The 25,543-nt window shown below is 40.3% G+C and carries 27 protein-coding genes; 5 read left to right on the forward strand and 22 right to left on the reverse strand.

The features are described 5' to 3' along the window. Nucleotides 1–21: 21 nt before the first annotated feature. From wrbA to M2353_RS19510, 10 genes are all read right to left on the reverse strand, one after another. On the reverse strand, nucleotides 22–645 hold the full coding sequence (wrbA, locus tag M2353_RS19465; RefSeq protein WP_045034926.1) for an NAD(P)H:quinone oxidoreductase: 624 nt from the start codon (nucleotides 643–645) through the stop codon (nucleotides 22–24). 59 nt (nucleotides 646–704) lie between these two features. After that, nucleotides 705–1,316 carry an alpha/beta hydrolase gene (locus M2353_RS19470; protein WP_058214363.1) on the reverse strand — a complete coding sequence of 204 codons (612 nt, stop codon included), beginning with the start codon at nucleotides 1,314–1,316 and terminating at the stop codon, nucleotides 705–707. Beyond that, on the reverse strand, nucleotides 1,313–2,284 hold the full coding sequence (locus tag M2353_RS19475; protein ID WP_007497450.1) for a ring-cleaving dioxygenase: 972 nt from the start codon (nucleotides 2,282–2,284) through the stop codon (nucleotides 1,313–1,315). Before M2353_RS19475 ends, M2353_RS19470 begins: the two co-directional genes overlap by 4 nt. 190 nt (nucleotides 2,285–2,474) lie before the next feature. Beyond that, nucleotides 2,475–3,992, reverse strand: coding sequence for an ABC transporter permease/substrate-binding protein (locus M2353_RS19480; protein WP_284725948.1), 1,518 nt, complete (start codon nucleotides 3,990–3,992; stop codon nucleotides 2,475–2,477). Further along, entirely contained in the window at nucleotides 3,985–4,950 is a 966-nt protein-coding gene (locus M2353_RS19485) for an ABC transporter ATP-binding protein (protein ID WP_284725949.1), read from the reverse strand. The genes M2353_RS19480 and M2353_RS19485 overlap by 8 nt, the downstream gene beginning before the upstream one ends. 199 nt (nucleotides 4,951–5,149) lie before the next feature. After that, complete coding sequence (gene rpsR, locus M2353_RS19490) at nucleotides 5,150–5,389, reverse strand: 30S ribosomal protein S18 (protein ID WP_008347556.1); 240 nt, start codon at nucleotides 5,387–5,389, stop codon at nucleotides 5,150–5,152. A 41-nt stretch (nucleotides 5,390–5,430) separates the two neighbouring features. After that, a complete protein-coding gene (ssbA, locus tag M2353_RS19495) occupies nucleotides 5,431–5,973 on the reverse strand; it encodes a single-stranded DNA-binding protein SsbA (protein WP_007497456.1) in 543 nt (180 codons plus the stop codon). Nucleotides 5,974–6,009: 36 nt separating this feature from the next. Further along, complete coding sequence (gene rpsF, locus M2353_RS19500) at nucleotides 6,010–6,297, reverse strand: 30S ribosomal protein S6 (protein ID WP_008347557.1); 288 nt, start codon at nucleotides 6,295–6,297, stop codon at nucleotides 6,010–6,012. A gap of 108 nt (nucleotides 6,298–6,405) precedes the next feature. Further along, nucleotides 6,406–7,506: a redox-regulated ATPase YchF gene (gene ychF / locus M2353_RS19505; protein ID WP_007497458.1), complete on the reverse strand. Its 1,101-nt coding sequence runs from the start codon at nucleotides 7,504–7,506 to the stop codon at nucleotides 6,406–6,408. Between the two features lie 215 nt (nucleotides 7,507–7,721). After that, complete coding sequence (locus M2353_RS19510; protein WP_008347561.1) at nucleotides 7,722–7,928, reverse strand: DUF951 domain-containing protein; 207 nt, start codon at nucleotides 7,926–7,928, stop codon at nucleotides 7,722–7,724. Between the two features lie 294 nt (nucleotides 7,929–8,222). On the opposite strand from M2353_RS19510, the gene M2353_RS19515 reads away from it, so the two are divergent. Together M2353_RS19515 and M2353_RS19520 are read left to right on the forward strand one after the other, a co-directional pair. Beyond that, on the forward strand, nucleotides 8,223–9,542 hold the full coding sequence (locus M2353_RS19515) for a hydrolase (protein WP_284725950.1): 1,320 nt from the start codon (nucleotides 8,223–8,225) through the stop codon (nucleotides 9,540–9,542). Between the two features lie 15 nt (nucleotides 9,543–9,557). Continuing rightward, nucleotides 9,558–9,968, forward strand: coding sequence for a hypothetical protein (locus M2353_RS19520; protein ID WP_007497462.1), 411 nt, complete (start codon nucleotides 9,558–9,560; stop codon nucleotides 9,966–9,968). A 25-nt stretch (nucleotides 9,969–9,993) separates the two neighbouring features. On the opposite strand, the gene M2353_RS19525 is transcribed toward M2353_RS19520, so the two are convergent. Continuing rightward, nucleotides 9,994–11,049 carry a YkvI family membrane protein gene (locus tag M2353_RS19525; RefSeq protein WP_079919768.1) on the reverse strand — a complete coding sequence of 352 codons (1,056 nt, stop codon included), beginning with the start codon at nucleotides 11,047–11,049 and terminating at the stop codon, nucleotides 9,994–9,996. A gap of 72 nt (nucleotides 11,050–11,121) precedes the next feature. Here M2353_RS19525 and yyaC point away from each other — a divergent pair, with 72 nt between their 5' ends. Next, complete coding sequence (yyaC, locus tag M2353_RS19530) at nucleotides 11,122–11,748, forward strand: spore protease YyaC (RefSeq protein WP_025208343.1); 627 nt, start codon at nucleotides 11,122–11,124, stop codon at nucleotides 11,746–11,748. 25 nt (nucleotides 11,749–11,773) lie between these two features. Here yyaC and M2353_RS19535 read toward each other — a convergent pair whose 3' ends face one another. The 11 genes from M2353_RS19535 to rpmH form a co-directional block, all read right to left on the reverse strand. Beyond that, the gene (locus M2353_RS19535; protein WP_017359871.1) at nucleotides 11,774–12,628 is read right to left on the reverse strand and encodes a ParB/RepB/Spo0J family partition protein; all 855 of its coding nucleotides are present in this window, start codon (nucleotides 12,626–12,628) and stop codon (nucleotides 11,774–11,776) included. Next, complete coding sequence (gene soj, locus M2353_RS19540) at nucleotides 12,621–13,382, reverse strand: sporulation initiation inhibitor protein Soj (protein WP_008360890.1); 762 nt, start codon at nucleotides 13,380–13,382, stop codon at nucleotides 12,621–12,623. Before soj ends, M2353_RS19535 begins: the two co-directional genes overlap by 8 nt. 236 nt (nucleotides 13,383–13,618) lie before the next feature. Beyond that, the gene (locus tag M2353_RS19545; protein WP_284725951.1) at nucleotides 13,619–14,452 is read right to left on the reverse strand and encodes a YiiX/YebB-like N1pC/P60 family cysteine hydrolase; all 834 of its coding nucleotides are present in this window, start codon (nucleotides 14,450–14,452) and stop codon (nucleotides 13,619–13,621) included. A 128-nt stretch (nucleotides 14,453–14,580) separates the two neighbouring features. After that, complete coding sequence (gene noc, locus M2353_RS19550; protein ID WP_024718432.1) at nucleotides 14,581–15,456, reverse strand: nucleoid occlusion protein; 876 nt, start codon at nucleotides 15,454–15,456, stop codon at nucleotides 14,581–14,583. A 105-nt stretch (nucleotides 15,457–15,561) separates the two neighbouring features. After that, nucleotides 15,562–16,281, reverse strand: a complete 720-nt coding sequence (gene rsmG / locus M2353_RS19555) for a 16S rRNA (guanine(527)-N(7))-methyltransferase RsmG (protein WP_007497477.1) — start codon at nucleotides 16,279–16,281, stop codon at nucleotides 15,562–15,564. 13 nt (nucleotides 16,282–16,294) lie between these two features. Further along, nucleotides 16,295–18,181 carry a tRNA uridine-5-carboxymethylaminomethyl(34) synthesis enzyme MnmG gene (gene mnmG / locus M2353_RS19560; RefSeq protein WP_284725952.1) on the reverse strand — a complete coding sequence of 629 codons (1,887 nt, stop codon included), beginning with the start codon at nucleotides 18,179–18,181 and terminating at the stop codon, nucleotides 16,295–16,297. A 17-nt stretch (nucleotides 18,182–18,198) separates the two neighbouring features. Next, on the reverse strand, nucleotides 18,199–19,578 hold the full coding sequence (gene mnmE, locus M2353_RS19565) for a tRNA uridine-5-carboxymethylaminomethyl(34) synthesis GTPase MnmE (protein WP_039169035.1): 1,380 nt from the start codon (nucleotides 19,576–19,578) through the stop codon (nucleotides 18,199–18,201). Between the two features lie 402 nt (nucleotides 19,579–19,980). Further along, complete coding sequence (gene jag, locus M2353_RS19570) at nucleotides 19,981–20,604, reverse strand: RNA-binding cell elongation regulator Jag/EloR (RefSeq protein WP_284725953.1); 624 nt, start codon at nucleotides 20,602–20,604, stop codon at nucleotides 19,981–19,983. Next, nucleotides 20,601–21,383: a YidC family membrane integrase SpoIIIJ gene (spoIIIJ, locus tag M2353_RS19575; protein WP_089374159.1), complete on the reverse strand. Its 783-nt coding sequence runs from the start codon at nucleotides 21,381–21,383 to the stop codon at nucleotides 20,601–20,603. Before spoIIIJ ends, jag begins: the two co-directional genes overlap by 4 nt. Before the next feature lie 158 nt (nucleotides 21,384–21,541). Next, nucleotides 21,542–21,901: a ribonuclease P protein component gene (rnpA, locus tag M2353_RS19580; protein WP_008347592.1), complete on the reverse strand. Its 360-nt coding sequence runs from the start codon at nucleotides 21,899–21,901 to the stop codon at nucleotides 21,542–21,544. Nucleotides 21,902–21,979: 78 nt separating this feature from the next. Continuing rightward, the gene (gene rpmH / locus M2353_RS19585; protein WP_008360908.1) at nucleotides 21,980–22,114 is read right to left on the reverse strand and encodes a 50S ribosomal protein L34; all 135 of its coding nucleotides are present in this window, start codon (nucleotides 22,112–22,114) and stop codon (nucleotides 21,980–21,982) included. Nucleotides 22,115–22,733: 619 nt separating this feature from the next. On the opposite strand from rpmH, the gene dnaA reads away from it, so the two are divergent. Both dnaA and dnaN read left to right on the forward strand, forming a co-directional pair. Continuing rightward, complete coding sequence (dnaA, locus tag M2353_RS19590; protein ID WP_024718426.1) at nucleotides 22,734–24,074, forward strand: chromosomal replication initiator protein DnaA; 1,341 nt, start codon at nucleotides 22,734–22,736, stop codon at nucleotides 24,072–24,074. A 194-nt stretch (nucleotides 24,075–24,268) separates the two neighbouring features. Further along, nucleotides 24,269–25,405 (forward strand): DNA polymerase III subunit beta, encoded by a 1,137-nt coding sequence (dnaN, locus tag M2353_RS19595; RefSeq protein ID WP_008347596.1) that lies wholly within the window; start codon nucleotides 24,269–24,271, stop codon nucleotides 25,403–25,405. The last annotated feature ends 138 nt before the right edge of the window (nucleotides 25,406–25,543 follow it).

Here is a 25,543-nt window from a genome sequence, read left to right on the forward strand (position 1 = left end):
CATTCTTTTTGTATACATCTATTAAGCGTTTTGACCTTTTTTGATCCATTCTGCTACATTTACTGTACGTTTCGCCTGATGTTTTGCGGCTGCTTCTGCATCCTCTTGGATCTTTCCATTTTGGTCAACAGTCACACTCACACCGTAAGGGTTACCCCCTGCGCCGTATAAGGAATCATCCGTGTATCCAGGAGCGGCAATAATGGCTCCCCAGTGGAACATCGTTGTATAAAGGCTCAGAACTGTCTGCTCCTGTCCGCCATTTGGGTTTTGTGCAGATGTCATCGCACTCACTGCTTTGTTTGCTAGTTTCCCTTGGAACCATAAACCGCCTGTTGTGTCTAAGAATTGCTTCATTTGAGCCGGTAAGTTACCGAAACGTGTCGGCATGCTGAAAATAATGGCATCTGCCCACTCTAAGTCACTTAACTGAACCTCAGGGACATCTTTTGTTTCATCTAAATGTGCTTTCCATGCTGGATTTGATGCAACAACTGCTTCTGGTGCCAATTCAGGAACCTTTAAAATTTTGACTTCAGCACCAGCTTCTTTCGCTCCAGCCTCAGCCCATTTTGCCATCTGATAGTTTGTACCTGTTGAACTATAATAAATAATCGCTAGTTTTACGTTTTCCACTTGTTCCATCTCCTTTTGTTTGGTTTGCCCAAATAGCTTCTGTAAAAATCCCACCTGTATTCCCCACCTTATTTAAATTGACGACGATACCACAATGCCGCAGCATCGACTTCTTCTCTCGTTAGTTGATGTCCACGATTTTCCCAATGAAGCGTTACGGATGCTCCCGCCTCCTGAAGCAGTTGCTCCAGTTCCTGAGATTCCTCAGGACGACACATTGGGTCATTTTCACCAGCTGCTATAAAGACTTGTTTCCCCGCTAATGAAGGTAATGAAACCCCTCGTCTTGGGACCATTGGATGATGCAGGATCGCTCCTTTCAACGCATCTCCGTAATGGAATAACAGACTTCCAGCAATGTTCGCCCCGTTTGAATAGCCGATGGCTACCACATTGTGACGATCAAATCCATACTTATCTGCTGCTTCCCCGATAAATGTATATAATTCCTCTGTACGCTCAATTAAATCTTGCTCATCAAAAACACCCTCTGCCAAACGCCTGAAAAAACGCGGCATGCCGTTTTCTGATACATTTCCTCTCACACTAAGAACAGATGCTTCAGGGTCTACCACTTCTGCAAGCGGCAATAAATCATGCTCTGTCCCGCCAGTTCCATGCAGCATGAGAAGGACAGGTTTTTGTTCATTCTTTCCTTTTTGAAAAAGATGCTTCATCATGAATCTCCTTTCCCTTTGATTTCTCTTACCTCAATCGGCAGCACGATTTGTTCAATTTGACTACGCTGCGCCTCATATTGCGGTGGCAGTTTCAACGCTTCACCCATCGTTTCCACAGATTCATCGTGTGCAAACCCTGGAGGATCGGTCGCAATCTCAAATAATATGCCGCCAAGCTCTCTAAAATAAATCGCATTGAAATAATTTCGATCTTGCACAGGCGTCACTTGATATCCGCTTTGCGCAACATGTCTTTGCCAATCTAATTGATCCTGATCATCTGTTGCTCTCCACGCAATATGATGTACAACTCCCACGCCCATACGTCCTCGTGCAACAGGTGTCTTGTTCACATCAATGACATTGCCGATTTCTCCAAACGAACGGAATCTCACATAATCTCCTTCTGTGCCGACTTTTTCAAGTCCCATCGTTTGCTCTAGTAGCTGCATCGTTTGCTCAGGCTGTGAAGTTAATAAAACAGCTCCGCCAAACCCTTTAATCGCTACTTCTGGTGTCACCCCATTAAATGTCCAGTCATTCTGTTTTCCTTCTTCACGCTCTACAAGTTCTATCAATAAACCGTGCGGATCTTCAAATGAGAGAAAGGCCTCACCAAAGCGTTCAATCATTTCATAAGAAACGTCAAACTGCTCAAGGCGTTCCTTCCAAAAAGAGAAGGCACCGGTCGGTACGACATATGTTGTCACACCTACTTGACCTGCTCCAATTTGTCCCTTTTGTGCACCTGGCCAAGGGAAAAACGTAATAATGGTACCTGGAGAACCTCCTTCATTTCCAAAATATAAATGGTATGTGCCTGGATCATCAAAATTGACGGTCTTTTTCACGAGACGCAGACCTAAAACACCTGCATAAAAATCAACGTTCTCCTGAGGATGACCAACAATTGCTGTGATATGGTGAATTCCTTCTGTTTTCTTCACTTCTAATGACCTCCTCTTCATGACGTAACATGTCTCTACTCATTATGTCTTGACTGAAGCTTTTATATTATCTCGAATTCGAGATATATGACCAAAAAATATATTTATCTCGAATTAAGGATATTCTTTTTTGAAATAGATGTCAATGATTTTTGTTTTTTTCTTTTCAAAAGCAGGCCGCTTTTTATATAGCAGACCTGCTTCCCCTTGATTATTGAAGCAATGTTTTCTTTTTTAAATAGGCTTCGGCTACTTGAAATGCATCTTTCCCCTTCACATTGACTTCGTAATTCATTTCTCTCATCTCATCATCTGTGATTTGACCAGCGAGCTTGTTGAGAGAGGCCTCAATCTCAGGATACTCTTTTAATGTCTCTTGTCTTAGCAAGGGCGCTCCTTGATAGGGCGGGAAAACATGCTTGTCATCATCAAGCACCTTCAACTTGTATTGTCTCAATTCACTGTCTGTTGAATACGCATCGACCAACTGGATATTCCCTTTTTGAAGGGCTCGATATCGAAGTTTCGGTTCCATCGTGACCACATCGTCAAAAGAAAACTGATAAGCTTTTTGAATGCCTAAATATCCATCCTGACGATCAGAAAACTCTAAAGTAAAGCCAGCACGTATACGATTCTTGATTTGACCCAGATCTGAAATCTTTGATAAATCATATTGTTCCGCTAGTGATTGAGGCACGGCTAAAGCATATGTATTGTTATAAGCCATCGGCTGAAGAAGCTGAAGCTGAAAGGATGACGCCAAACCTTGGCGCGCTTGCTCATACACTTTTTCCTTATCCGTGCTTTTCGCTGTTTCTTTCAGAAATTCAGAAATCGCTGTCCCTGTAAATTCAGGATAGATGTCAATATCACCAGACCGCAGTGCTTGAAAAACAAAGGACGTCTTACCAAGACCAGGCTTAAGATTGACTTGGATATCTGTATCCTGCTCAATTAAAAGCTTATACATAGAGATCAAAATTTCAGGCTCTGACCCCAGCTTCCCTCCAATGGTGATCTCTTTCTTTTCTTGTTGAAACAGCAATGGGGTAGCGACAACTGCTCCTGCTATTACAGCAAAGACCGTCACAGAGATCACGGTTTTTTTAAAGGAGATTTTCTCAAGTGTCCGCAAGACCACATCAAATAAGAGCGCAAGTAATGCAGCTGGAATAGCACCAATGATGATCAAAGACATATCATTTCGATCAATTCCAAGCAGAATCAGACTCCCTAATCCACCTGCCCCAATAAGAGCTGCAAGAGTGGCTGTCCCTACAATGAGGACCATCCCCGTTCGGATACCTGCCATGATCACCGGCATAGCAAGAGGGAGTTCTACTTTTAATAAGCGTTTGCGGTGATTCATTCCCATAGCGAGCGCCGCTTCTCGCAGCGATGGATCGACCTCACGAATGCCTGTATATGTGTTCCTTAAAATAGGAAGAAGAGCATAGACGACAAGAGCGATAATTGCGGGCACTTGACCAATCCCAACGAGAGGAATCAGCAGTCCAAGCAGCGCCAAAGACGGAATTGTTTGCAAGACAGCCGTCACCCCAATGATCCACTCTGCTATCTTAGGGACTCTCGTTAAATAAATCCCTAAAGGAATGGCAATCAAAATCGCTAGAAATAACGCAATGAAGGAAATTTGAATATGCTCAAGTAAGGCGTGTCCGAGCTGATCTTTTCGAGCCCATAGCACACTGGTCCATTCATTCATGTGTCTCGCCCCTCTCAGCAGAAGTACCGGCTAAATACTGAATCACCGCTTGACGAGTGATGAGCCCGATCCGTTCCCCATCCTTCTCAACAACAAGCTCTTCATGCTCTGCCAGTCGAGATAAAACCTCTTCCAGCGTCGCATGGATGGAGACCGCCTCATCGCCTAACAGATCATCTTGAGGCATGGGGTGAGAAATAGTTGTCAACTCAAATGCTTGATGGTCTACATGGCGGGCAGCTCCTGAAACAAACTCCCGCACAAATGGATTCACTGGATGCTGAATCAATTCCTCTGGGCGTCCAACCTGCACCACTTTCCCTTCATTCATCACACATATCCGATCTCCAAGCTTCATGGCTTCCTGCATATCATGTGTCACAAAAACGATGGTCTTTTGAATACGCCGCTGTAACTCAAGCAGATCATCTTGTAATTTCTCTCTCGTCAGTGGATCTAACGCACTAAAAGGTTCATCCATTAGGACAATCTCAGGATCAGCAGCAAGCGCCCGCGCTACGCCGACTCGCTGCTGCTGTCCTCCTGAAAGCTCTGCTGGCTTTCGATGTCGATAGGTAGCAGGCTCAAGCCCCACCATGAACATCAACTCATCAACACGCTGATTCGTCTCAGTCCGCTTCCATTGTTTCAGCTCTGGCACTACAGCAATATTCTCTTCTATGGTCATATGAGGGAACAACGCTATTTGCTGAAGCACATAACCAATATCCCAGCGTAGCTCATAAATATCATAATCGCTGATGGTTCGACCCTTTATGTAAATCTCACCTTCTGTAGAAGAGATGAGACGATTGATCATTTTCAAAGTCGTCGTTTTCCCGCTTCCACTAGGTCCAATCAATACAAAAAATTCACCTTTCTGAATCTCCAAATCAACAGATTGAACGGCATAGCGGTCATCAGAAAATTGCATCGATACATTCTTAAATTCAATCATCTTCCCACGCCCTGACTGCAAGTATATTTTAAAATACCAATATGACAGATTAACCTAGTATTTGTATAGAACAAACTGTCACGTTGACTCTCTTTTTACATACTTCCCCTAGTTAGACTGCCAGAAACGACTTTCTCATAAAAGTGAGACAAATAAAAAAAGCGAAGAGCTCAAGGCCCTTCGCTTTTAAGTCAACGACTTACTCACCAGTAACGTATGGAAGTAATGCCATTTGACGTGATTTTTTAATCGCTAATGTCAATTTACGTTGATACTTAGCGCTAGTTCCTGTTACACGACGAGGTAAAATTTTACCACGCTCAGAAACAAACTTTCTAAGAAGATCAACATCTTTGTAATCGATGTGCGTGATTCCGTTAGAAGTAAAGAAACATACTTTACGACGTTTCGCACGACCGCCTCTGCGTCCACCTGCCATTTGTTTTCACACCTTTCCTTTGGTCATTTTTTTCAGATCAATTAGAATGGCAAATCATCATCGGAGATGTCAATCGGTTTACCATCATTCGCAAATGGGTCATCATTGAAGCTATTTCCCTGATTACGATTTTGGTTGTTTTGATTGCCATATGGATTTTGACTTGGTTCATTTCCAAATGGATTCTGATCATTTTGGCTGCCGCCATAATACTGGCCTCCGCTATTGCCACCGCCGCTGTATCCACCTGAACCAGCACCGCCGCTTTTAGGCTCAAGAAATTGAACACTTTCAGCTTGAACTTCTGTCACGAAGACACGCTGTCCTTGCTGGTTTTCATAGTTTCTTGTCTGCAAGCGACCGTCTACACCGGCAAGACTTCCTTTTTTCAAGAAATTAGCCACGTTCTCGGCTTGTCTTCTCCAAGTAACACAGTTAATGAAATCGGCTTCACGCTCTCCAGATTGATTCGTAAACGTACGATTCACAGCTAGAGTAAACGTGGCTACAGCCGCACCATTAGGCGTGTAGCGAAGCTCAGGGTCTTTTGTTAGTCTTCCGACCAATACAACACGGTTTAGCATATTGAAAGACCACCTTTAAATATATATTTCAATGATTTATTCTTCTTCTTTAACAACAATGTGGCGAATGATATCGTCACTGATCTTAGCTAAGCGGTCAAATTCTTGAACTGCTGCAGCGTCAGATTGAACGTTTACGATTTGGTAGAAGCCTTCACGGAAATCGTTGATTTCGTATGCAAGACGACGTTTACCCCAATCCTTTGTTCCAGTGATCTCCGCACCGTTAGAAGTTAACACGTTATTAAAACGGTCGATAACTGCTTTTTTAGCCTCATCGTCAACTGTTGGGCGGATGATGTACATAACTTCGTACTTTCTCATCTGATTGCACCTCCTTTTGGTCTAAGCGGCCCTATACGGGCAAGGAGCAATAAATTATATTACTCACAATTGTATATTATAACAAATTACTTGGCCTATGACAAGAACCTATACGTTAAAACGGAAATGAATGACGTCTCCATCTTTCACTATATATTCTTTACCTTCTAAACGAACTTTTCCTGCTTCTTTTGCAGCAGACATACTTCCGCCAGCTAGTAAATCTTCATAAGCAACCGTTTCAGCACGAATAAATCCACGCTCGAAGTCCGTATGAATGATTCCAGCACATTCCGGCGCCTTCATTCCTTTTTTAAATGTCCAAGCGCGCACTTCTTGCTCACCTGCTGTGAAATACGTAGCTAAACCTAGAAGTGAATAAGACGCTTTAATCAGCTGATCTAGACCTGATTCTTTAATGCCAAGCTCTTCAAGGAACATTTGCTTCTCTTCTCCTTCAAGCTCTGCAATTTCAGACTCAATCTTCGCACAAACGACGATGACTTCAGCGTTTTCGCCAGATGCAAACTCACGAATTTGCTGTACATATTCGTTTCCGTCCTGATCTGCTACTTCGTCCTCACTCACATTTGCTACATACAGAATAGGTTTTGACGTGAGTAAATGAAGTTGCTTCACAAGCTTCTGCTGCTCATCTGTAAATTCAACCGATCTTGCAGATTTTCCAGCTTCAAATGCGTCCTTCAGCTTTTCCAAAATATCAAATTCAGCTACCGCTTCCTTATCTTTTTGTTTCGCAAGCTTACTCACACGAGTTAAACGCTTTTCAACCGTTTCTAGATCAGCCAAAATCAATTCTAAATTAATCGTTTCAATATCTGACACTGGGTCAACCTTACCTGACACATGTGTAATGTTATCATCAGCAAAAGCTCTCACCACGTGACAGATTGCATCTACTTGACGAATGTGAGAAAGGAATTTATTCCCTAAACCTTCTCCTTTAGATGCCCCTTTCACAATACCAGCAATATCAGTGAATTCGAAAGCAGTCGGAACTGTCTTTTTTGGCTGCACTAATTCTGTCAGTTTTTGCAAACGCTCGTCTGGAACTTCTACAATTCCGACGTTTGGATCAATGGTACAGAACGGATAGTTAGCAGACTCCGCTCCAGCCTGTGTAATTGCATTAAATAGCGTTGACTTCCCGACGTTAGGTAAGCCAACAATACCAGCTGTTAAAGCCATTCTTTCATCTCCTCTATATGAAACGTGCTCGTTATACTGCGTAATATGAACCTAGAGCAATTATAAGTAGGTTTACATGAAAAGACAAGCTAACCATCATGCATTTTCAATAGAAGAAACATTACCAAAAAGACTAAATCGGAGCTTTAAAATGAGAAATTACAGCTGTTTCTCTGAACAAAAGACAAATTTCATCAAAAAAGCATGAGGCCTACTTAAGCAGTTGGCTCCTCATGCTTGACGAGAATTTTCTTCATTTTTCGTTCAAAATCTCTTCTTGGGATCATCACGCTGTGCCCACACCCTTCGCATTTAATACGAATATCCATGCCCAAACGAATGACTTTCCACCGATTGGCGCCACATGGATGGGGTTTTTTCATTTCAACGACGTCATGTAACCCAAATGCTTTGTCTGCCATCAGCATTCACCTCTCTTGCTTACTTCATTAAATCTATTGTACAAAAAAACGACGATAGAGAGCAATGCACAAAATAAAGAGCCGCTGTCATGTATCAATCCCGTTCTTTTTTATAGAAAAAACCCTTCTTTTAGATCATTTTATTTGTGACCAATAGTTACTTAAACTCCGCTTTTTTTCAATATTGTCACAAACACTGTAGGTCAAAAGGTTTTTATTGGTAGAACGCTGTGGTTTTTCCATATTTTTTGATTTATGATATCTGCATAAATGTTATGTGAGGGAGCAGGTACGATGGTCAATCGAAAGGATAGATTAACCGACAAAGATTATAAAATCATATCCGATCACGCTGGAAACGCAGAGAATTACCAGCAGAACCATACGATAGAAGTAGGTCAGCATACGCTCACTGTCAACGATTTTCTAAAAATAGATCATCAATTATATGGTTTAACGATGCAACAGGAACAGTCAGATGAGTTCATTGTCGCGTTTCACTGTCCTCTGCCAAAACAAATGACGGTGACATCGGCACAAGATGTTCAAACGGCTACCCAATCATTGTTAAAAACGGATTATGCCTACCCCATTGAAAGAAAATCCTTAGCCGGAAAGCAAGATCATGTCTTTTTTAAAGGGAAGGAATACATCGAGGACGTCTGTCAGAAGCACCCGAATGCAACCATCTATCTCACTGGACAAGCGCTTGCCGGTGCTGTTTGTGCTTACATTGCGACAGAACAGCCAGCTGTCAAAAAAGCCATCACATTCGATAGCCCAAATATATGGAGCAGCCTGGCACCTTCCATTCAGCAAAAAGCAGTAGAAGGAAAATACACCCATGTTCTCACAGAATATATTCAACCCAATCATTATGTAGGTTTACTCAATCGCCATGATCATGGAGTTGGACAAGTCAAGTACACCGTACCGCCCCGGGAGCAGGGATCGGTCCAAGAATCCATAAAATATAAACCAAGAGAAATTGACACCTTTTTAAGATCAGCTTTTGCATCAATGAATATAGAGTGGAACGAATCATTTGATACAAATGCATTTTTAGCTCTCGTTTCAGGAGAATTTAAAGTAAATGGGTATTCATTCCATTCAAATGGAACCGCTCGTATTTTAGATGAACAGCTTGATCACAATACAAGTTTTACAGCGATGCTTTTACAAGAAATCCATTCAGGCCGTGCATATGCACAAAGCGGGCTTGAAATTATCATAAAATCCCATTTACTAAAAAATTCATCTTATGATCTACAAAGTATTATTGAACATGAAGTACACACTGTATTTGAGAAAATAGATGGAATTGATGATAGTGTAAAAGATGCCGTCCATCATGTAAAACAAGAACTGAAAGGACTTGTCGGCTTTGGTCACTATGATTTATTAACCCATAGCGATGTAGAAGCACTGTTAGAGGAAGTAAGGATGGAGCAGCCGCAATCATCCTTTTATTCTCATGAAAAACAACTGAATGCCTTGTACACCTTGAGAGACTACGAACAAGAACTTTCCACCCTTTCAAGACATATGTACACAATGGGTGATGACTATGCCAAGGCAGATAGACGCCTTGCGATGCAAATGGGTATTCGTTAAGAAAGGAGTCGCCATATGATCAATCAAAATAAACCTCCTAGTGACGCCCAGCGTTTCTTGCAAAATGTGAGTGCCCGCCGCTCCATGTCTGTATTCGAAAGTCAATCTGCACCACAAACACAATCGCAATCACCTGAAGAAATTGCCGCTATTCAGGCCATGCGCAGAGAAGGACAACGAAAAGATTTAAAGCGATTGCTGAAAATGCGGCTTCACGATGAATTGGCAAACACACGCATGCACTTGGAGTACCAATTGTCCAAAACAGAAGACATGATGAACCAGACAACCATTGTCAAACAGCATGTATCCCAGCATTTAAAGGGACAAGCCATCTCAGAAATAGAGGAACGCATGCAGCGTCTCCAGCACATGCCTGTATATGACGATATCAAGGAAGCGATTGATTCCATTCGGATAAAATAAACACTTCTCTTTGAAAGAGAGGTGTTTATTTTATTTTATCAGTATAATTTTTAGAACGGAAAAATATCTTTTTACTTAAAATCGGATACAGCATTAAACAGACAAGCAAATAAAGATTGAGCAAGCTGTAAATCGGATACAAGAAAGCAATCAAATCAGCAAATCCAAGAGAGGTTAAAGGTGCCATCAAAAGAAGCATGATGAATACAATGAACCAGCGGGGCATTCGTACAAAAGAGAGCATGCGGCTGGATAAACCAAATAATCCCGCAGCGGTTGTTGTATAAATCGCTAAACAAAGAACAATGGTCATAAACACAAACAATGATGTTGGTGCCCCCTCTAATACTGTAAACAAAGGAATCCCCTCTGCTGAAAGACTCCCAGAAATATCAACTAGTATTTCGTTATACACATAAGAAATGACACCAAAAATCAAACCGCTTAATATACTCGCAACCTTGGCCTCTCCAAGCCCCTTCATTTCTTTCCCCACTGAAGACAGCACCGCCACAACAGATAATATATTCAAAGAAGCAAAGACGATACTGGCAGGCCAATTGTATTGCTGGCCAAAATCAATTCTCCACATATGATCATGATTCATATAATAAAAAACAAACGCATAGATGAGCCCCGCCACCAAAATTGGTATAATGAAAGCATTCACAGATAAGAGCCCTTTCACATCCCAGAAAAAAATCATAAATGAGAATAAACAAAATGCACCGATTCCAACCCAAAATGGCACATGATACATCTCAAGTGTCACCCCGCCACCGGCAATCATGACTGTTGTTGTCGTGAATAGATAAAGAACAATTAAAATATCATACACCTTGGCCAGCCAAGGACCTACAAGACGCTCTAACACCGGCACAAAATGATCGGCACGCACCTCATAACTGATTTTTAACACCACATAGGTAGACAGCATAAACATGAGCGTAAACAGTAGAATGGCTAGTCCGCTATCAAGGCCAAAAAACTGCCAAATTTCTTGACCGGAGGCATATCCCGCTCCTATCAAGCTTCCTAAAATTAAAAGCGTCCACCTTGAACCAGCCTTCCACACAATCATCACCTCATAGGTATAGAATTAAGCTTGTTTCCGTATACTGATACTAACTACTATGACAAGGAAGTGAGACCTATGAATAGCAAGAACGGTCTTTTTTTAAGAAATAGGGTGAAAGAATACGTGTCCCATACGGATACAAATGCCATTCAGCAGCTTAAAAGTATTTTATTCTCGCATCTCCAGAAAGCAGGAAAAAGACCCGTTGCCATCGTCTGCATAGGAACAGACCGATCAACCGGTGACTCTCTAGGTCCACTTGTAGGAACAAAGCTTTCAAGTCTTGATTTAAAAAAGCTGCATGTATACGGCACTCTCTCTGATCCAGTGCATGCGGTCAATTTAAAGGAAAAGCTCGCTGAAATTGAACAAGCTCATAAACACCCATTTATCGTAGCCGTTGATGCCTGTTTAGGGAGAGTGAAAAGTGTAGGATCGTTTCAAATTGGAGAAGGACCGTTAAAGCCCGGTGCAGGTGTGCAAAAAGAGCTGCCAGAAGTAGGTAATATTCACATTAATGGAATCGTCAACGTGAGCGGTTTTATGGAATACTTCGTTCTCCAAAACACACGTCTTCATCTTGTAATGTCTATGGCCAATACACTTTCTGAAAGTCTATCCCACATTGATCAAATGGATTGGACGAGAGAAAAAAGCCGTTCTCTCTTCACCCCTATTCAAAATATCACGGGAAGAATATAAAAAAGACCATCTCATATCAAGATGGTCATTCCGATGATTCTCTCGTAGAAAGCAATTCAAGGATTCTTTCTAAATCTTCATTTGAGAGAAATTCAATCTCAATTTTCCCTTTTTTCTTCTGTTTCTTGATCGTCACTGAAGTACCAAAGTAATTTTGTAAGAAAGATTCTCTTTCTTTCAACATGCGATCCTTTGGTGCTTCTTTTTTCTTTGTTTCACGTGGAACATTTTCATTTAATTGCTGAACAAGTTTCTCAACCTGACGGACATTCAATCCTTCGTCCACGACCTTCTTTACCAATGGCGCCAGCTTCTTTTTGTTTTTCAAACTAAGCAGCGTGCGTCCATGTCCCATGGATAATGTTCCATCCGCAATCAGCTTTTGTACTTCATCCGGTAATGTTAATAGACGAAGGTGGTTCGCAATATGCGGTCTACTTTTTCCTAACCGCTTGGCTAATTCCTCTTGAGTCACACTTAAGTGATCTAGTAAGGAGGCATAGGCTTCTGCTTCCTCTAATGGAGATAAATCCTCGCGCTGTAAGTTTTCTAAAAGAGCGATCTCCCTCATCAGTGTTTCTGAAAATTCCCTGACGATCGCAGGAATCGTTGTCAAACCAGCTTGTTGTGCTGCACGGAACCGGCGTTCTCCTGCGACAATGTCATATCCTTTAATCGATTTACGAACAATAATCGGCTGTAAAACACCGTGCTGCTGAATCGATTCTTTGAGATCAGACAATGCATCATCATCAAACGTTTTCCTTGGCTGATAAGGGTTCGGGCGCAAATCCTTCAACTTAATTTCTTCGACAGTTTCTTCATTGGAATCTACATTGTTAAATAGCGCATTAATACCCTTTCCAAGACCTTTAGCCATTCGCATCCACTTCCTTTGCTAAGTCTAAATAGACATCTGCACCTCTTGAACGTGGATCATACAAGATTATAGGTTTCCCATGACTAGGCGCTTCACTTAGTCTTACATTTCTCGGAATCACAGTCTGATAGACTTTATCTCTAAAGTATTTTTTTACTTCTTCGATGACTTGGATTCCAAGGTTTGTTCTTGCATCCAGCATTGTCAGTAAGACACCTTCAATGGCAAGGTCGGTATTTAGATGTTTCTGCACAAGACGAACCGTATTCAACAATTGACTCAATCCTTCAAGCGCATAATATTCACACTGAACCGGTATTAAAACAGAATCGGATGCAGTTAACGCATTAATCGTCAGTAGTCCAAGTGATGGCGGGCAGTCAATAATCATATAATCATAATTCTGCTTCACAGATTCAAGTGCTCTCTTCAGCCTCACTTCACGTGAGATTGTAGGCACAAGCTCTATTTCAGCCCCTGCAAGCTGTATCGTCGCAGGAATGACATCAAGATTTTCGACCTCTGTCGTCTTAATCACATCAAGTACATCTGCATCGTCTACTAAAATATCGTACACGCACTTCTCTACGTCGGCCTTCTCAATCCCAATACCACTCGTGGCATTTCCCTGCGGATCAATATCAACTAACAACACTCGTTTTCCTATGTATGCTAAACACGCACCCAAATTAACAGAAGTTGTCGTCTTCCCAACGCCGCCCTTCTGGTTGGTAATCGCTATGATTTTCCCCACGATGTCACCCACTTTCAACTTAACAAGTTTCTCATTCATTCATACTTCCTATTCTATCAAAAAAAGTATGAAACGTTTGCTTTTTTTGTTCCCCCATTATAAATTCGTGAATGAATCTGTGTTTCCGTACATGGATAGATGCATAAAAATGCGTTTAAAAGATATATTAATATATCTTTTAAAAGAAAATAACGAGACAAAAAAACCCCACTTTCATAAAAGTGAGGGAGATACAATCAAAAGTTTAGCCCGCCAATTTTTCTGCCTTCGCTTACAATGACTTTAGGTGTCACTGTTTTATAGTTTTTCTTTTTCAAAAACCCATAGGGTGCTTTAATGGTAAATGTCGCATGTCCAACAGCGTCCCCGATTTTCGCGTAGGCCTGCCATACAATCTTTGAACAATATGTAGGGTCCAAAGATTGAATAGACATAGTGATCGAATATCGAGCCTTCGGATGGTCTTTCACGTAATCGTGCGCCCAATCCCCAGCTAAATCAGCCTTTTCCTGATGATTAATCCGAATCACCTTTGTATTGGCACTATAGCGGAACCAGCTTTGAATGGAATCAATATTGGGATGCTGCCGGAACCCAGGAATGGATGCATAGCTTTTCTCATTAATGACGATGCCTGCATGACCAATTAAACCATTCAAAGCACCAGTGCTCGTCACCAATATATCCCCTTTTTGAGGCATAATATCGGTTCCAGGATACGGTTTACCAAAAAGATGGCGAATGGTATTCGGCCTTTCATTTGTTACCATTTCATCCTGTTTGTTTTGCCTTAAACCATAGTTCTCCAAATCATCATCAGCTGTGATCACATCGATCGCATCGTCCTGAGACGCTTGCTCTTGATTTAATTGTTGAACCGTTACATCTTTCGAAACCACACCTTGTTTCTTCAGAGTACTCAGTTCTTCTTTCGTAATCGTTTCTTCCGCTGAATGGGTCTCATGATTCGTTGACGTGCTCACAGCAAACACAGTCGTTTCATTTGAAAAAAGAGAAAAAGAGATTAGTAAATAACAGATAATAGCAAAAATAGTCTTTTTCATTTTCATCGGTTACATGTCACCTCCCTTCTACTATGAAAATCATATTTTACCAATTAATTAATAATAAGTAAATATCATGAATTGAAGGGAGAGAAAGACAAAAAAGCTGACGAGTAATGCTCATCAGCTTCTTTCTATTTAGGAATTCGAATCGTTAATTGGATATATTCCTCAAATTCTTCTTCCTCGGTATTTATTTTAAGTCCGCTGTCTTCTACCATGTGGAGAGACTGACGAATGGTATTCATCGCAATTCGCGTATCTCGGCTAAACGCCTTACGTTTCGGCTTCGGTTTGCGATCTGTTTTTTGTTCAAGCATCTTCACTACACGCTCTTCAGTCTGTTTCACATTCAGCTGCTTTTCGATGATTTCCTGCAACAGCGTGATCTGTAATTCTGGCAGCTTTAGAGGTACAAGTGAACGGGCATGTCTCTCTGAGATTTTTTTCTCCAAAATGGCTTGCTGTACCTCTTCAGGCAACTTTAAAAGTCTTAGTTTGTTTGCAACAGTCGATTGTCCCTTACCTAAACGCTGAGCAAGCGCTTCTTGCGTTAAATCATGAAGCTCTAAAAGACGTGCATAAGCATGAGCCTCTTCAATTGCAGACAGCTCTTCTCTTTGCAAATTTTCAATCAATGCCACAGATGCCGTTTCCGTATCAGTAAAATCTTTTATAATAGCGGGGATCTTCTCCCATTGAAGAGTTTGTACCGCTCTCCAACGTCTTTCACCGGCGATCAGTTCATATTTTCCTTCTTCTTCTGTTGGTCTAACAACAATCGGTTGAATAATGCCATGGGTATGAATGGTTGTGGCCAGCTCTTGTATCTTTTCTTCTGAAAAAATGGTGCGTGGCTGAAAACGGTTAGGCATAATTGTGTCAACCGGGAGCTCCTGTATCTCTTCCTTTAATGTTTCATGCTCAGCAATCTCTGCCTCTATTTCGGTATCACGCTCAGGATGTTCTTTGTCACCAAGCCCGAAGAAGCGTGAGAGTGAATGCTTCATGAACCTACACCACCTTTAAAAACTACCTTTTTATAATTCTATTTTCTCATGTTTTTTCCTTCTGTAAAATCATAAATATTGAAGAAAAACCGACCTTTTACATGATCAACCCTCTATTGGTGATTTATTAGGTGTTCCTGGTTTTCTAGGATATTTTTTTGGTGTTTGTTTTTTCTTTTCAATGACAATGATGTTCCGTTCGCTTTCTTCTAAAGGAAGAACAAAGGAATGCTTTTCAACAACCTCTCCTCCGAGGACAGTAACGGCTTTTTTTCCTGCTTGCATCTCTTCATCTGCAGCAGATGCTTTTAATGCAACAAACAATCCTTCCTTTTTCACAAGAGGCAGGCATAGTTCGCTCAAGACAGATAAGCGCGCAACTGCTCTAGCGGTGACAAGGTCATAGCTTTCACGTTGATCTTTACGTTGCCCAAAGGTCTCCGCACGATCATGATAAAAAGTAGTATCTTGTAAGTTTAACCCTTTTGCTAACTCATTGAGAAACGTAATGCGTTTCTGGAGAGAATCAACAATGGTCACATGTAGATGAGGGAAACAAATTTTAAGAGGAATGCTTGGAAAACCAGCACCAGCTCCAATATCACAAATTGTTGTCACATTGTGAAAATCAATAAAAAATGCTGCTGATATCGAGTCATAAAAATGCTTTAAATATACTTCTTCCTTTTCTGTAATGGACGTTAAATTCATCTTCTCGTTCCATTCTACAAGCATATGGAAGTAAGTTTCAAATTGTTCAAGCTGCACTGGAGAAAGAGTGATCCCTTTCTCCTCTAGTGCTGCTGTAAATTGTTCAATGTTCATGCCGACATCCTTTCTACTCTGCTATCTTCGCAATACGTCCCTGCTCCAAATACACTAAAAGGATAGAAATATCAGCAGGGTTAACGCCTGAAATACGAGAAGCCTGTGCAACAGAAAGCGGTCGGACTTCTTTTAGCTTTTGCTTCGCTTCAGTTGCAATCCCTTTGATGGCATCATAATCGATTCGATCCGGAATCTTTTTGTTTTCCATCTTTTTCAGCTTTTCAACTTGTTGGAGCGACTTTTCAATATAACCTTCATATTTAATTTGAATCTCTACCTGTTGACACACATCAGCAGGAAGCGGTGTGTCAACAGGAGCTAGTTTCACAACAGATTCATAGTTCATCTCTGGACGCTTCATCAGATCACTTGCTCGAATACCGTCCTTCAATTCACTTCCACCAAGAGAACGGATATATTCCTGTGTCTCTGCTGTAGGTTTAATAATGACAGAATATAAACGTTTTTTCTCTGCTTCAATGGCCTCTTTTTTCTGTGTGAATGCTTGGAATCTCTCTTCAGAAATTAAACCAATGTTATATCCAAGTTCAGTTAATCTTAAATCAGCATTGTCATGACGCAGAAGTAAACGATACTCTGCACGAGAGGTTAAGAGACGGTAAGGTTCATTTGTACCCTTCGTGACAAGATCATCAATGAGAACACCGATATATGCATCAGATCGGCTTAAAATGACTTCTTCTTTACCCAATGCTTTTCTTCCTGCATTGATACCTGCCATAATTCCTTGACCTGCTGCTTCCTCATAACCAGAGGTACCATTAATTTGGCCAGCTGTATATAATCCAGAAATTTTCTTCGTCTCAAGTGTCGGCCACAATTGTGTAGGCACAATCGCATCATACTCAATGGCATAACCAGCTCGCATCATTTGTACATTTTCAAGCCCTGGAATGGTTGACAGCATTCGCTGCTGTACATCCTCTGGCAGACTTGTAGATAAACCTTGAACATACACTTCTTGCGTATTACGGCCTTCTGGCTCTAAGAAAATTTGATGTCTCGGTTTATCGTTAAAACGAACCACCTTATCCTCAATAGACGGACAGTATCTAGGACCTGTTCCTTTAATCATACCTGAATACATAGGAGAACGGTGAAGATTCTCATCAATAATTTGATGAGTCTCTAAACTCGTATATGTTAACCAGCATGGTAATTGATCTGTAATATATTCCACAGTTTCATAAGAAAACGCACGTGGTACATCGTCACCTGGTTGAATTTCCGTCTTACTATAATCAATCGAGTGGCTGTTTACTCGTGGTGGTGTCCCAGTTTTAAAGCGAACCAAATCGAATCCTAATTCTGCTAGATGATCCGATAATTTAATGGAAGGCTGCTGATTATTAGGACCGCTTGAATAAGAAAGATCCCCTAAAATAATGCGGCCTTTTAAGAAAGTACCAGTCGTTAGAACAACAGATTTCGCGCGATAATTTGCACCTGTTTGAGTCACAACACCTTTACATTCATCATCTTCTACAATTAAATGGTCTACCATCCCTTGTAGCATTGTTAGGTTTGGTTCATTTTCCATTGTTTTTTTCATTTCGTGCTGATATTGAAACTTATCTGCTTGCGCTCTTAACGCACGGACAGCAGGTCCTTTTCCAGTATTCAGCATACGCATTTGAATGTGCGTCTTATCTATATTTCGTGCCATTTCCCCGCCTAGCGCATCAATTTCTCTGACGACAATCCCTTTAGCGGGACCTCCTACGGACGGATTACATGGCATAAAAGCAACCATATCGAGATTGATGGTCAATACAAGTGTTTTGGCGCCCTGTCTTGCAGAAGCAAGAGCAGCCTCAACACCAGCATGACCGGCACCGACGACGATTACATCATATTGGCCAGCTTCATAACCCATTTCTTTTGTTCCTCCCTTTACTTTCCTAAACAGAATTGAGAGAATAACTGATCGATTAAGCTTTCATGAACAGCATCCCCAATAATTTCACCTAGCTGCTCCCAGCAGCGTGTTAAATCTATTTGAACAATGTCGATCGGTACATCCATTTCAATTCCTTCTAGAGCATCTTCAATCGATTGTTTTGCTTCTTGAAGGAGCGCAATATGCCTAGTATTGCTCACATACGTTAAATCTCCACTTTCAATTGAGCCTGTGAAGAATAAAGATTGAATGGCCATTTCAAGCTCATCAATCCCTTTTTCTTGTAATAAAGATGTTGTAACAACCGGACGATCCTTCGCTAACTCTTTTACCTTTTCTACATCAAGTTTAGGCTCAAGATCTGTCTTATTGACAATCACAATAATATCCATACCTGAGACAGCCTCAAATAGCTTAATATCTTCCTCAGATAACTCTTCACTATAATTGAGCACAAGTAAAATCAGGTCAGCTTCTTTTAAGACCTGTCTTGATCGCTCGACCCCAATACGCTCAACAATGTCTTCAGTCTCACGTATACCCGCAGTATCTACTAAACGGAGCGGTACTCCTCTTACATTCACATATTCCTCGATGACATCTCTGGTTGTTCCAGGAATATCGGTCACAATCGCCTTTGTTTCCTGAACAAGACTATTTAATAAGGAAGACTTCCCAACATTTGGCCTTCCAATAATAACAGTAGATAAGCCCTCACGTAGGATTTTCCCCTGCTGTGAAGTCGTTAGAAGCGATTCAATTTCCTTTTTCACAGATGTCGCCTTTTCAACTAAGACTCGATGTGTCATTTCTTCAACATCGTCATACTCTGGATAATCAATATTCACTTCTACATGGGCAAGTGTCTCCAATATCTCACCACGAAGACGTTTAATCAAACCGGAGAGACGTCCCTCCATTTGAGTAATTGCGACATTCATCGCACGGTCAGTTTTTGCACGAATCAAGTCCATTACGGCTTCTGCTTGTGACAAGTCGATTCTTCCATTTAGGAAAGCACGTTTTGTAAACTCACCTGGCTCCGCTAATCTCGCTCCTTCTTTTAAAGCAAGCTGCAAGACTTTATTGACCGTGACAATTCCGCCATGGCAGTTGATCTCAATAACGTCTTCTCTCGTAAATGTTTTTGGCGCTCTTAATACAGACACCATGACCTCTTCTATCACTTGCTCGGTACTTGAATCTACAATATGACCATAATGAATTGTATGAGAATCCACTGATACAAGTTTTTTCTCCTTAGGCCCCTTATACATGCGATCAGCAATCTGAACTGCATCAGGCCCACTTAAACGTATAATGGCAATTGCCCCTTCACCCATTGGTGTAGAAATTGCTGCAATTGTATCCACCGCTCATTCACCTCTTTCTCTATTCAATAGACAGTCTTATATCTATTAAATGGACGTTGCCCATCTCTATATCAAAAACGCTTAATCCAAAATTTAAAGATACCATAAATGCATGCGAAGCGAAAGTAGCCCACATTTAATTATCCACAGTTTTGCACCCTGTCTATTTTAACACTTAACTTATCCACATGTGAATAACGACGTTCTAAACTTGTCTTCACATCTTACACCTAAATCCAATAAATTAAAACGCCCTTCTCCCTTTGCAACTAAGGGAAAATGACGTTTTCGATCTAAATAACACACTAACTTTTTAGAAATAAAGGAGATATCTACTATTAAAAGGTAATTTTTCAATAAAAAAAGACTAAAATCCAGCTTTGCTGAATCTTAGCCTTTCTGCTATTTTTTATAAAGCATCACAACATGACGCTTGGTGCCTGTATCTTCGGATGCCGTGGCAAGTTCTTTAGAAAATGCTGCAATCGTATCATGAACGACTTTTCGTTCATTCGAAGGCATCGGTTCTAAATGAACCTTTCTCTTCGTTTTTAAAACACGATTTGCCGTTTTGATTGCGTATTGTTCAAGTGCTTCTTGTCGTTTCTTCCTATAATCTCCAATATCAATTGTAATATGATGATACTGATCAGAATAACGATTAAACACTAACTGCACCAAGGTTTCTAAAGAGTACAGTGTTTGTCCTCTTTTTCCAATCATTAATGAAGTTTTGTCTCCATCAATGTGAAAAGAGATCTTTTTCGTTTCTTTTTTCGAAACAATGTTTGCTTTAGGATCAATTGATTTAACAATTTTATCTAAATACTGTGTTGCTAATTTGAGCGCATCTCGCTTTTCTACTAACTTGACAACAGCTTGTCTTTTACCAAATAATCCTAAAAACCCTTTGTTTCCTTCATCTACTATTGTGATATCCACTTCTTCTTGTAGTAGTTGAATTTGTTTCAGTCCGGAATCTACTGCTTCTTCGACTGTGCGACCGACAGCAGTTATTTCCTTCATTTTTTGTTCCCGCCAGCTTTTTCTTTTGTATCAACTTTTACTTGAGGTGTTTTAATGACCAAAGTTTGAATGATCATGAAAATGTTACCTACAACCCAGTACAGTGAAAGTGCCGCTGGGAAACTGATTGCAAATACAATGATCATAATCGGCATCACCCAAAGCATAATCGCCATTTGAGGGTTGTCCGAGGGATTTCCAGCCATCATTAGCTTCTGCTGAATAAAAGTAGCTACACCTGCAATAATCGGTAACAAGAATAATGGATCTGGACTGCCTAAGTCAAACCATAAGAAAGTATGTTTCTTGATTTCAGCTGTTCTCATGATCGCATGATAAAAACCAATTAAGATTGGCATTTGAATTAAGATTGGGAAACACCCTGCTAATGGATTTACACCATTCTTTTGGAAAAGAGCCATTGTTTCCTGTTGAAGCTGCTGCTGTGTTTTTTGATCTTTTGAACTATATTTTTCACGAAGCTTCTTTAGTTCTGGCTGAAGTGCTTGCATTGCTTTTGTACTTCTTAATTGTTTAATCATTAATGGTAAAATGAGCAAACGAATTAAAAGAGTTACAATAATAATCGCTACACCATAGTTTTCACCAGTTAAGTTTGCCATGTAAGTGATTAATTGAGATAGCGGGTATACAATGTAAGAATTCCAGAATCCCTTACTATCTGATGTGATTGGTTCATTGATTTGTGTACATCCTGCCAATAGAACCAACACGCCAATCAAGCTAAATATTAGTAATAATCGCCTTTTCAACAAGATTCCTCCCATTACTTCAAACTTTATTTAAGTTGGAATTGATTACGAAAGTGACTCACCTAATCAGTATGGTAACATTTTTTCATTACAAAGTGGTGGTTTCATTTTAATTCACTAGATGAAGGAAGCGCTTTTAAAAATTGATTCAACGAAAGTTTCTATTACGAAGACTTTTTCGGTTGTTGTTGATAAACAGCGGATTTTCTAAATAAATGCTGGAGAGACTTCTTTGTTTCTTCAAAGGTCAATTCGCTTGCTGGTTTTCGTGCGATAACAATGTAGTCTTTTTCTTGCTTTAGCTTATGACCTTCCTCTAAGAACACCTGACGGATCAATCGTTTAATCCGGTTTCTTATCACTGCATTACCTATCTTCTTACTGACAGACAATCCTAAACGCAGTTCTTCTTGATTTGGTTGGTCCAGCTGATAAATGACGAATTGGCGATTAGCCATTGATTGACCTTTTTTGAACACTGTTTGGAACTCTTCATTTTTTTTTAGCCTGTTTCGCTTCTTCATGTTTTCTTCCACTCCGATAAAAACTGACAGTTCATTTACGATTTTATGTAAAAAAGACCACTGACATTATTCAGTGGCCTAAGCTGATAATTTTTTTCTACCTTTGCTGCGGCGTCGCTTTAAAACTAGACGTCCGTTTTTAGAACTCATACGGCTGCGGAAGCCATGAACTTTACTACGCTTACGGTTATTTGGTTGAAACGTTCTTTTCATTTATGACACCTCCCTGAGGAATAGCTGTTTAAGACAGTCTAACTCATTATATTTGTGTAACCCATCGATTGTCAATATCAATGATAAAACTCTTATTATCAACCTTATAAGCATAACACAAGTTATCAAGTGAAGAAACCTTCTTTTTTAGTTTCCAGCATTTTATTCTTTTTTTCCTTCAAAAAAACCTTCAAAACAAGGTTGTGGATATTTTTCCGGCATATTTTGACTATCCACATCCATTATCGACATTTTTTTCACACAAATAACCTATGTGGATAATTATTTTTCAACAGGATGTAAAGTGTGTGGATAAGTTTGTGACACCCATTGCACCATCTTGTTTATTTTGATATTATATTTGTGTTTTAACTCTTAATTACTTATCTGGCCTATTTATCTTATCCACAATTTGTGGATAACCTGTGGAAAGTTATTACACAGCTTGTTGAATTGTTTATCCACAACCTGTGTAATTTGTCGAAAAGACGTTTTTCTACTATATTAATTGTTTTCAACAAAGTATGTGCACGAATGGTGATGACCATTTGCTCTTTTTCGTGTTCTATAACAGTTTGATACTGGTCATTTTAAAAAGAAAAGGAGGGGGAGAAGCCTTATGGAAAATATTTTGGATCTGTGGAATAAAGCACTTCAAAAAATAGAGACAAAATTGAGCAAACCTAGTTTTGAAACATGGATGAAATCCACTAAAGCCCATTCTCTTCAAGGAGATACGCTGACTATTACTGCACCTAATGAATTTGCGAGGGATTGGCTCGAGTCAAGATACCTTCACTTAATTGCAGATACCATCTATGAACTGACAGGCGAAGAGCTCAGCATCAAATTTATCATTCCTCAAAATCAGGACGAAGAGGAAGCCATGCCAAAATCTCCAATCAAAAAAATGTCGAAAGAAGAACCCGTTGAAATTCCACAAAATATGCTGAATCCAAAATATACATTTGATACTTTTGTTATTGGTTCAGGCAACCGTTTTGCTCATGCAGCTTCACTTGCAGTCGCAGAAGCACCAGCAAAAGCATATAACCCGCTTTTTATTTATGGGGGCGTTGGTTTAGGAAAGACTCACTTAATGCATGCGATCGGTCATTACGTCATCGACCATAATCCATCAGCCAAAGTGGTCTATCTATCATCTGAAAAATTTACAAATGAATTTATCAACTCAATCCGGGACAACAAAGCAGTCGATTTCCGTAATCGCTATCGGAATGTAGATGTGCTTTTGATAGATGATATTCAATTTTTAGCAGGAAAAGAACAAACACAAGAAGAGTTTTTCCATACATTCAACACACTTCACGAAGAAAGTAAGCAAATCGTCATTTCTAGTGACCGGCCGCCAAAGGAAATTCCGACACTTGAAGACAGATTACGCTCTCGATTCGAATGGGGCTTAATTACAGACATTACCCCACCAGATCTAGAAACGCGTATTGCGATCTTACGTAAAAAAGCAAAAGCAGAAGGTTTAGACATTCCGAATGAAGTCATGCTTTATATTGCCAATCAAATTGACAGCAACATTCGGGAACTGGAAGGTGCTTTGATTCGTGTTGTTGCTTACTCTTCTTTAATCAATAAAGACATCAATGCTGATCTAGCAGCTGAAGCCCTAAAGGACATCATTCCTTCATCGAAACCTAAGGTGATTACAATTAAAGATATTCAAAGAATTGTAGGGCAGCAATTTAATATTCGTTTAGAGGATTTCAAAGCGAAGAAACGTACGAAGTCAGTTGCTTATCCAAGACAAATTGCCATGTATCTCTCTAGAGAAATGACCGACTCCTCTCTGCCTAAAATAGGAGAAGAATTTGGAGGTCGTGATCATACGACTGTCATTCATGCTCATGAGAAGATTTCGAAATTAATGGTTGAGGATGAACAGCTTCAGCAGCATGTCAAAGAAATAAAAGAACAATTAAAATAACCTAGCTGATATAATAAGTACGGGAAAATGTGAATAACTAGAGCATAGTCATACACAGTCTGTCCACATGTGGATAGGCTGTCTTTCCTTTCTTTCTACTGACTTATCCACATATTCACAAGCCCTACTAGTACTTCTACGATTTTTATTAAATAAATATATATATGTCATTAAGAAAAATTAGGAGGACCACTATGAAATTCACGATTCAAAAAGATCGTCTTGTTGAAAGTGTCCAAGATGTATTAAAGGCCGTATCCTCTAGAACAACGATTCCTATTTTGACAGGGATTAAAATTGTTGCATCTGATGAAGGGGTTTCTCTCACAGGGAGCGATTCTGATATCTCAATCGAATCTTTTATTCCTCAAAGAGATGGAGATTTAGAAGTCATTACAATTGATCGACCGGGAAGTATTGTGCTGCAAGCCCGCTTCTTTAGCGAAATCGTTAAGAAACTGCCTATGTCTACTGTCGAAATTGAGGTAGAACAAAATCATCTGACCATCATCCGCTCTGGTTCAGCAGAATTTAATTTAAACGGTTTAGATGCTGAAGAATATCCGCATCTGCCACAAATTGAAGAGCATCATGCTTTTCAAATTCCAACAGATTTGCTTAAAAACCTTATCCGTCAAACGGTTTTCGCAGTGTCCACCTCAGAAACACGACCTATCTTGACAGGTGTAAACTGGAAGGTTGAAAAAGGTGAATTAATATGCACAGCAACGGATAGCCATCGTCTTGCTTTAAGAAAAGCGAAGTTGGATATTAACGAGGAAAGCTCGTACAATGTGGTCATTCCAGGAAAGAGTTTAACAGAGCTAAGTAAAATTCTTGATGATGGACAAGATCTTGTAAGCATCGTCATTACGGAGACGCAGGTTCTCTTTAAAGCACAGAACGTGCTATTCTTCTCAAGATTGCTGGATGGTAATTACCCAGATACAGCTCGCCTCATTCCGCAAGAAAGTAAAACGGATGTAGTGGTGAATACGAAAGAATTCCTTCAAGCGATTGATCGCGCGTCACTTTTAGCAAGAGAAGGGCGTAACAACGTTGTGAAGCTTTCTGCTGATCCTGCGCAAAGCCTTGAAATCTCTTCTAATTCGCCTGAAATCGGTAAAGTAGTTGAAACGGTGCAAGCAGATGACATTAAAGGGGAGGATCTCAAAATCTCTTTCAGCCCGAAATATATGCTTGATGCTTTAAAGGTTTTAGAGGGAACAGAGATTCATGTCAGTTTCACTGGCGCAATGAGACCATTCCTATTACGCACGCCAAATGATGATTCCATTTTGCAATTGATTCTTCCAGTTAGAACGTATTAATTTGGTCTAAAATGGCTGCTGTGTGAGCGCACAGCAGCTTTTTTCCTCGTTTCCTCAGCTTTCTTTCATCCCAGTTCGCTTTCCCCCTTTCCTTCTTGTCTTGTTTTTTAGTACAATTAGATATTAGTGATATTGAAA

The sequence above is a fragment of the Bacillus aerius genome, from assembly GCF_029894105.1.
Taxonomy (GTDB): domain Bacteria; phylum Bacillota; class Bacilli; order Bacillales; family Bacillaceae; genus Bacillus; species Bacillus altitudinis.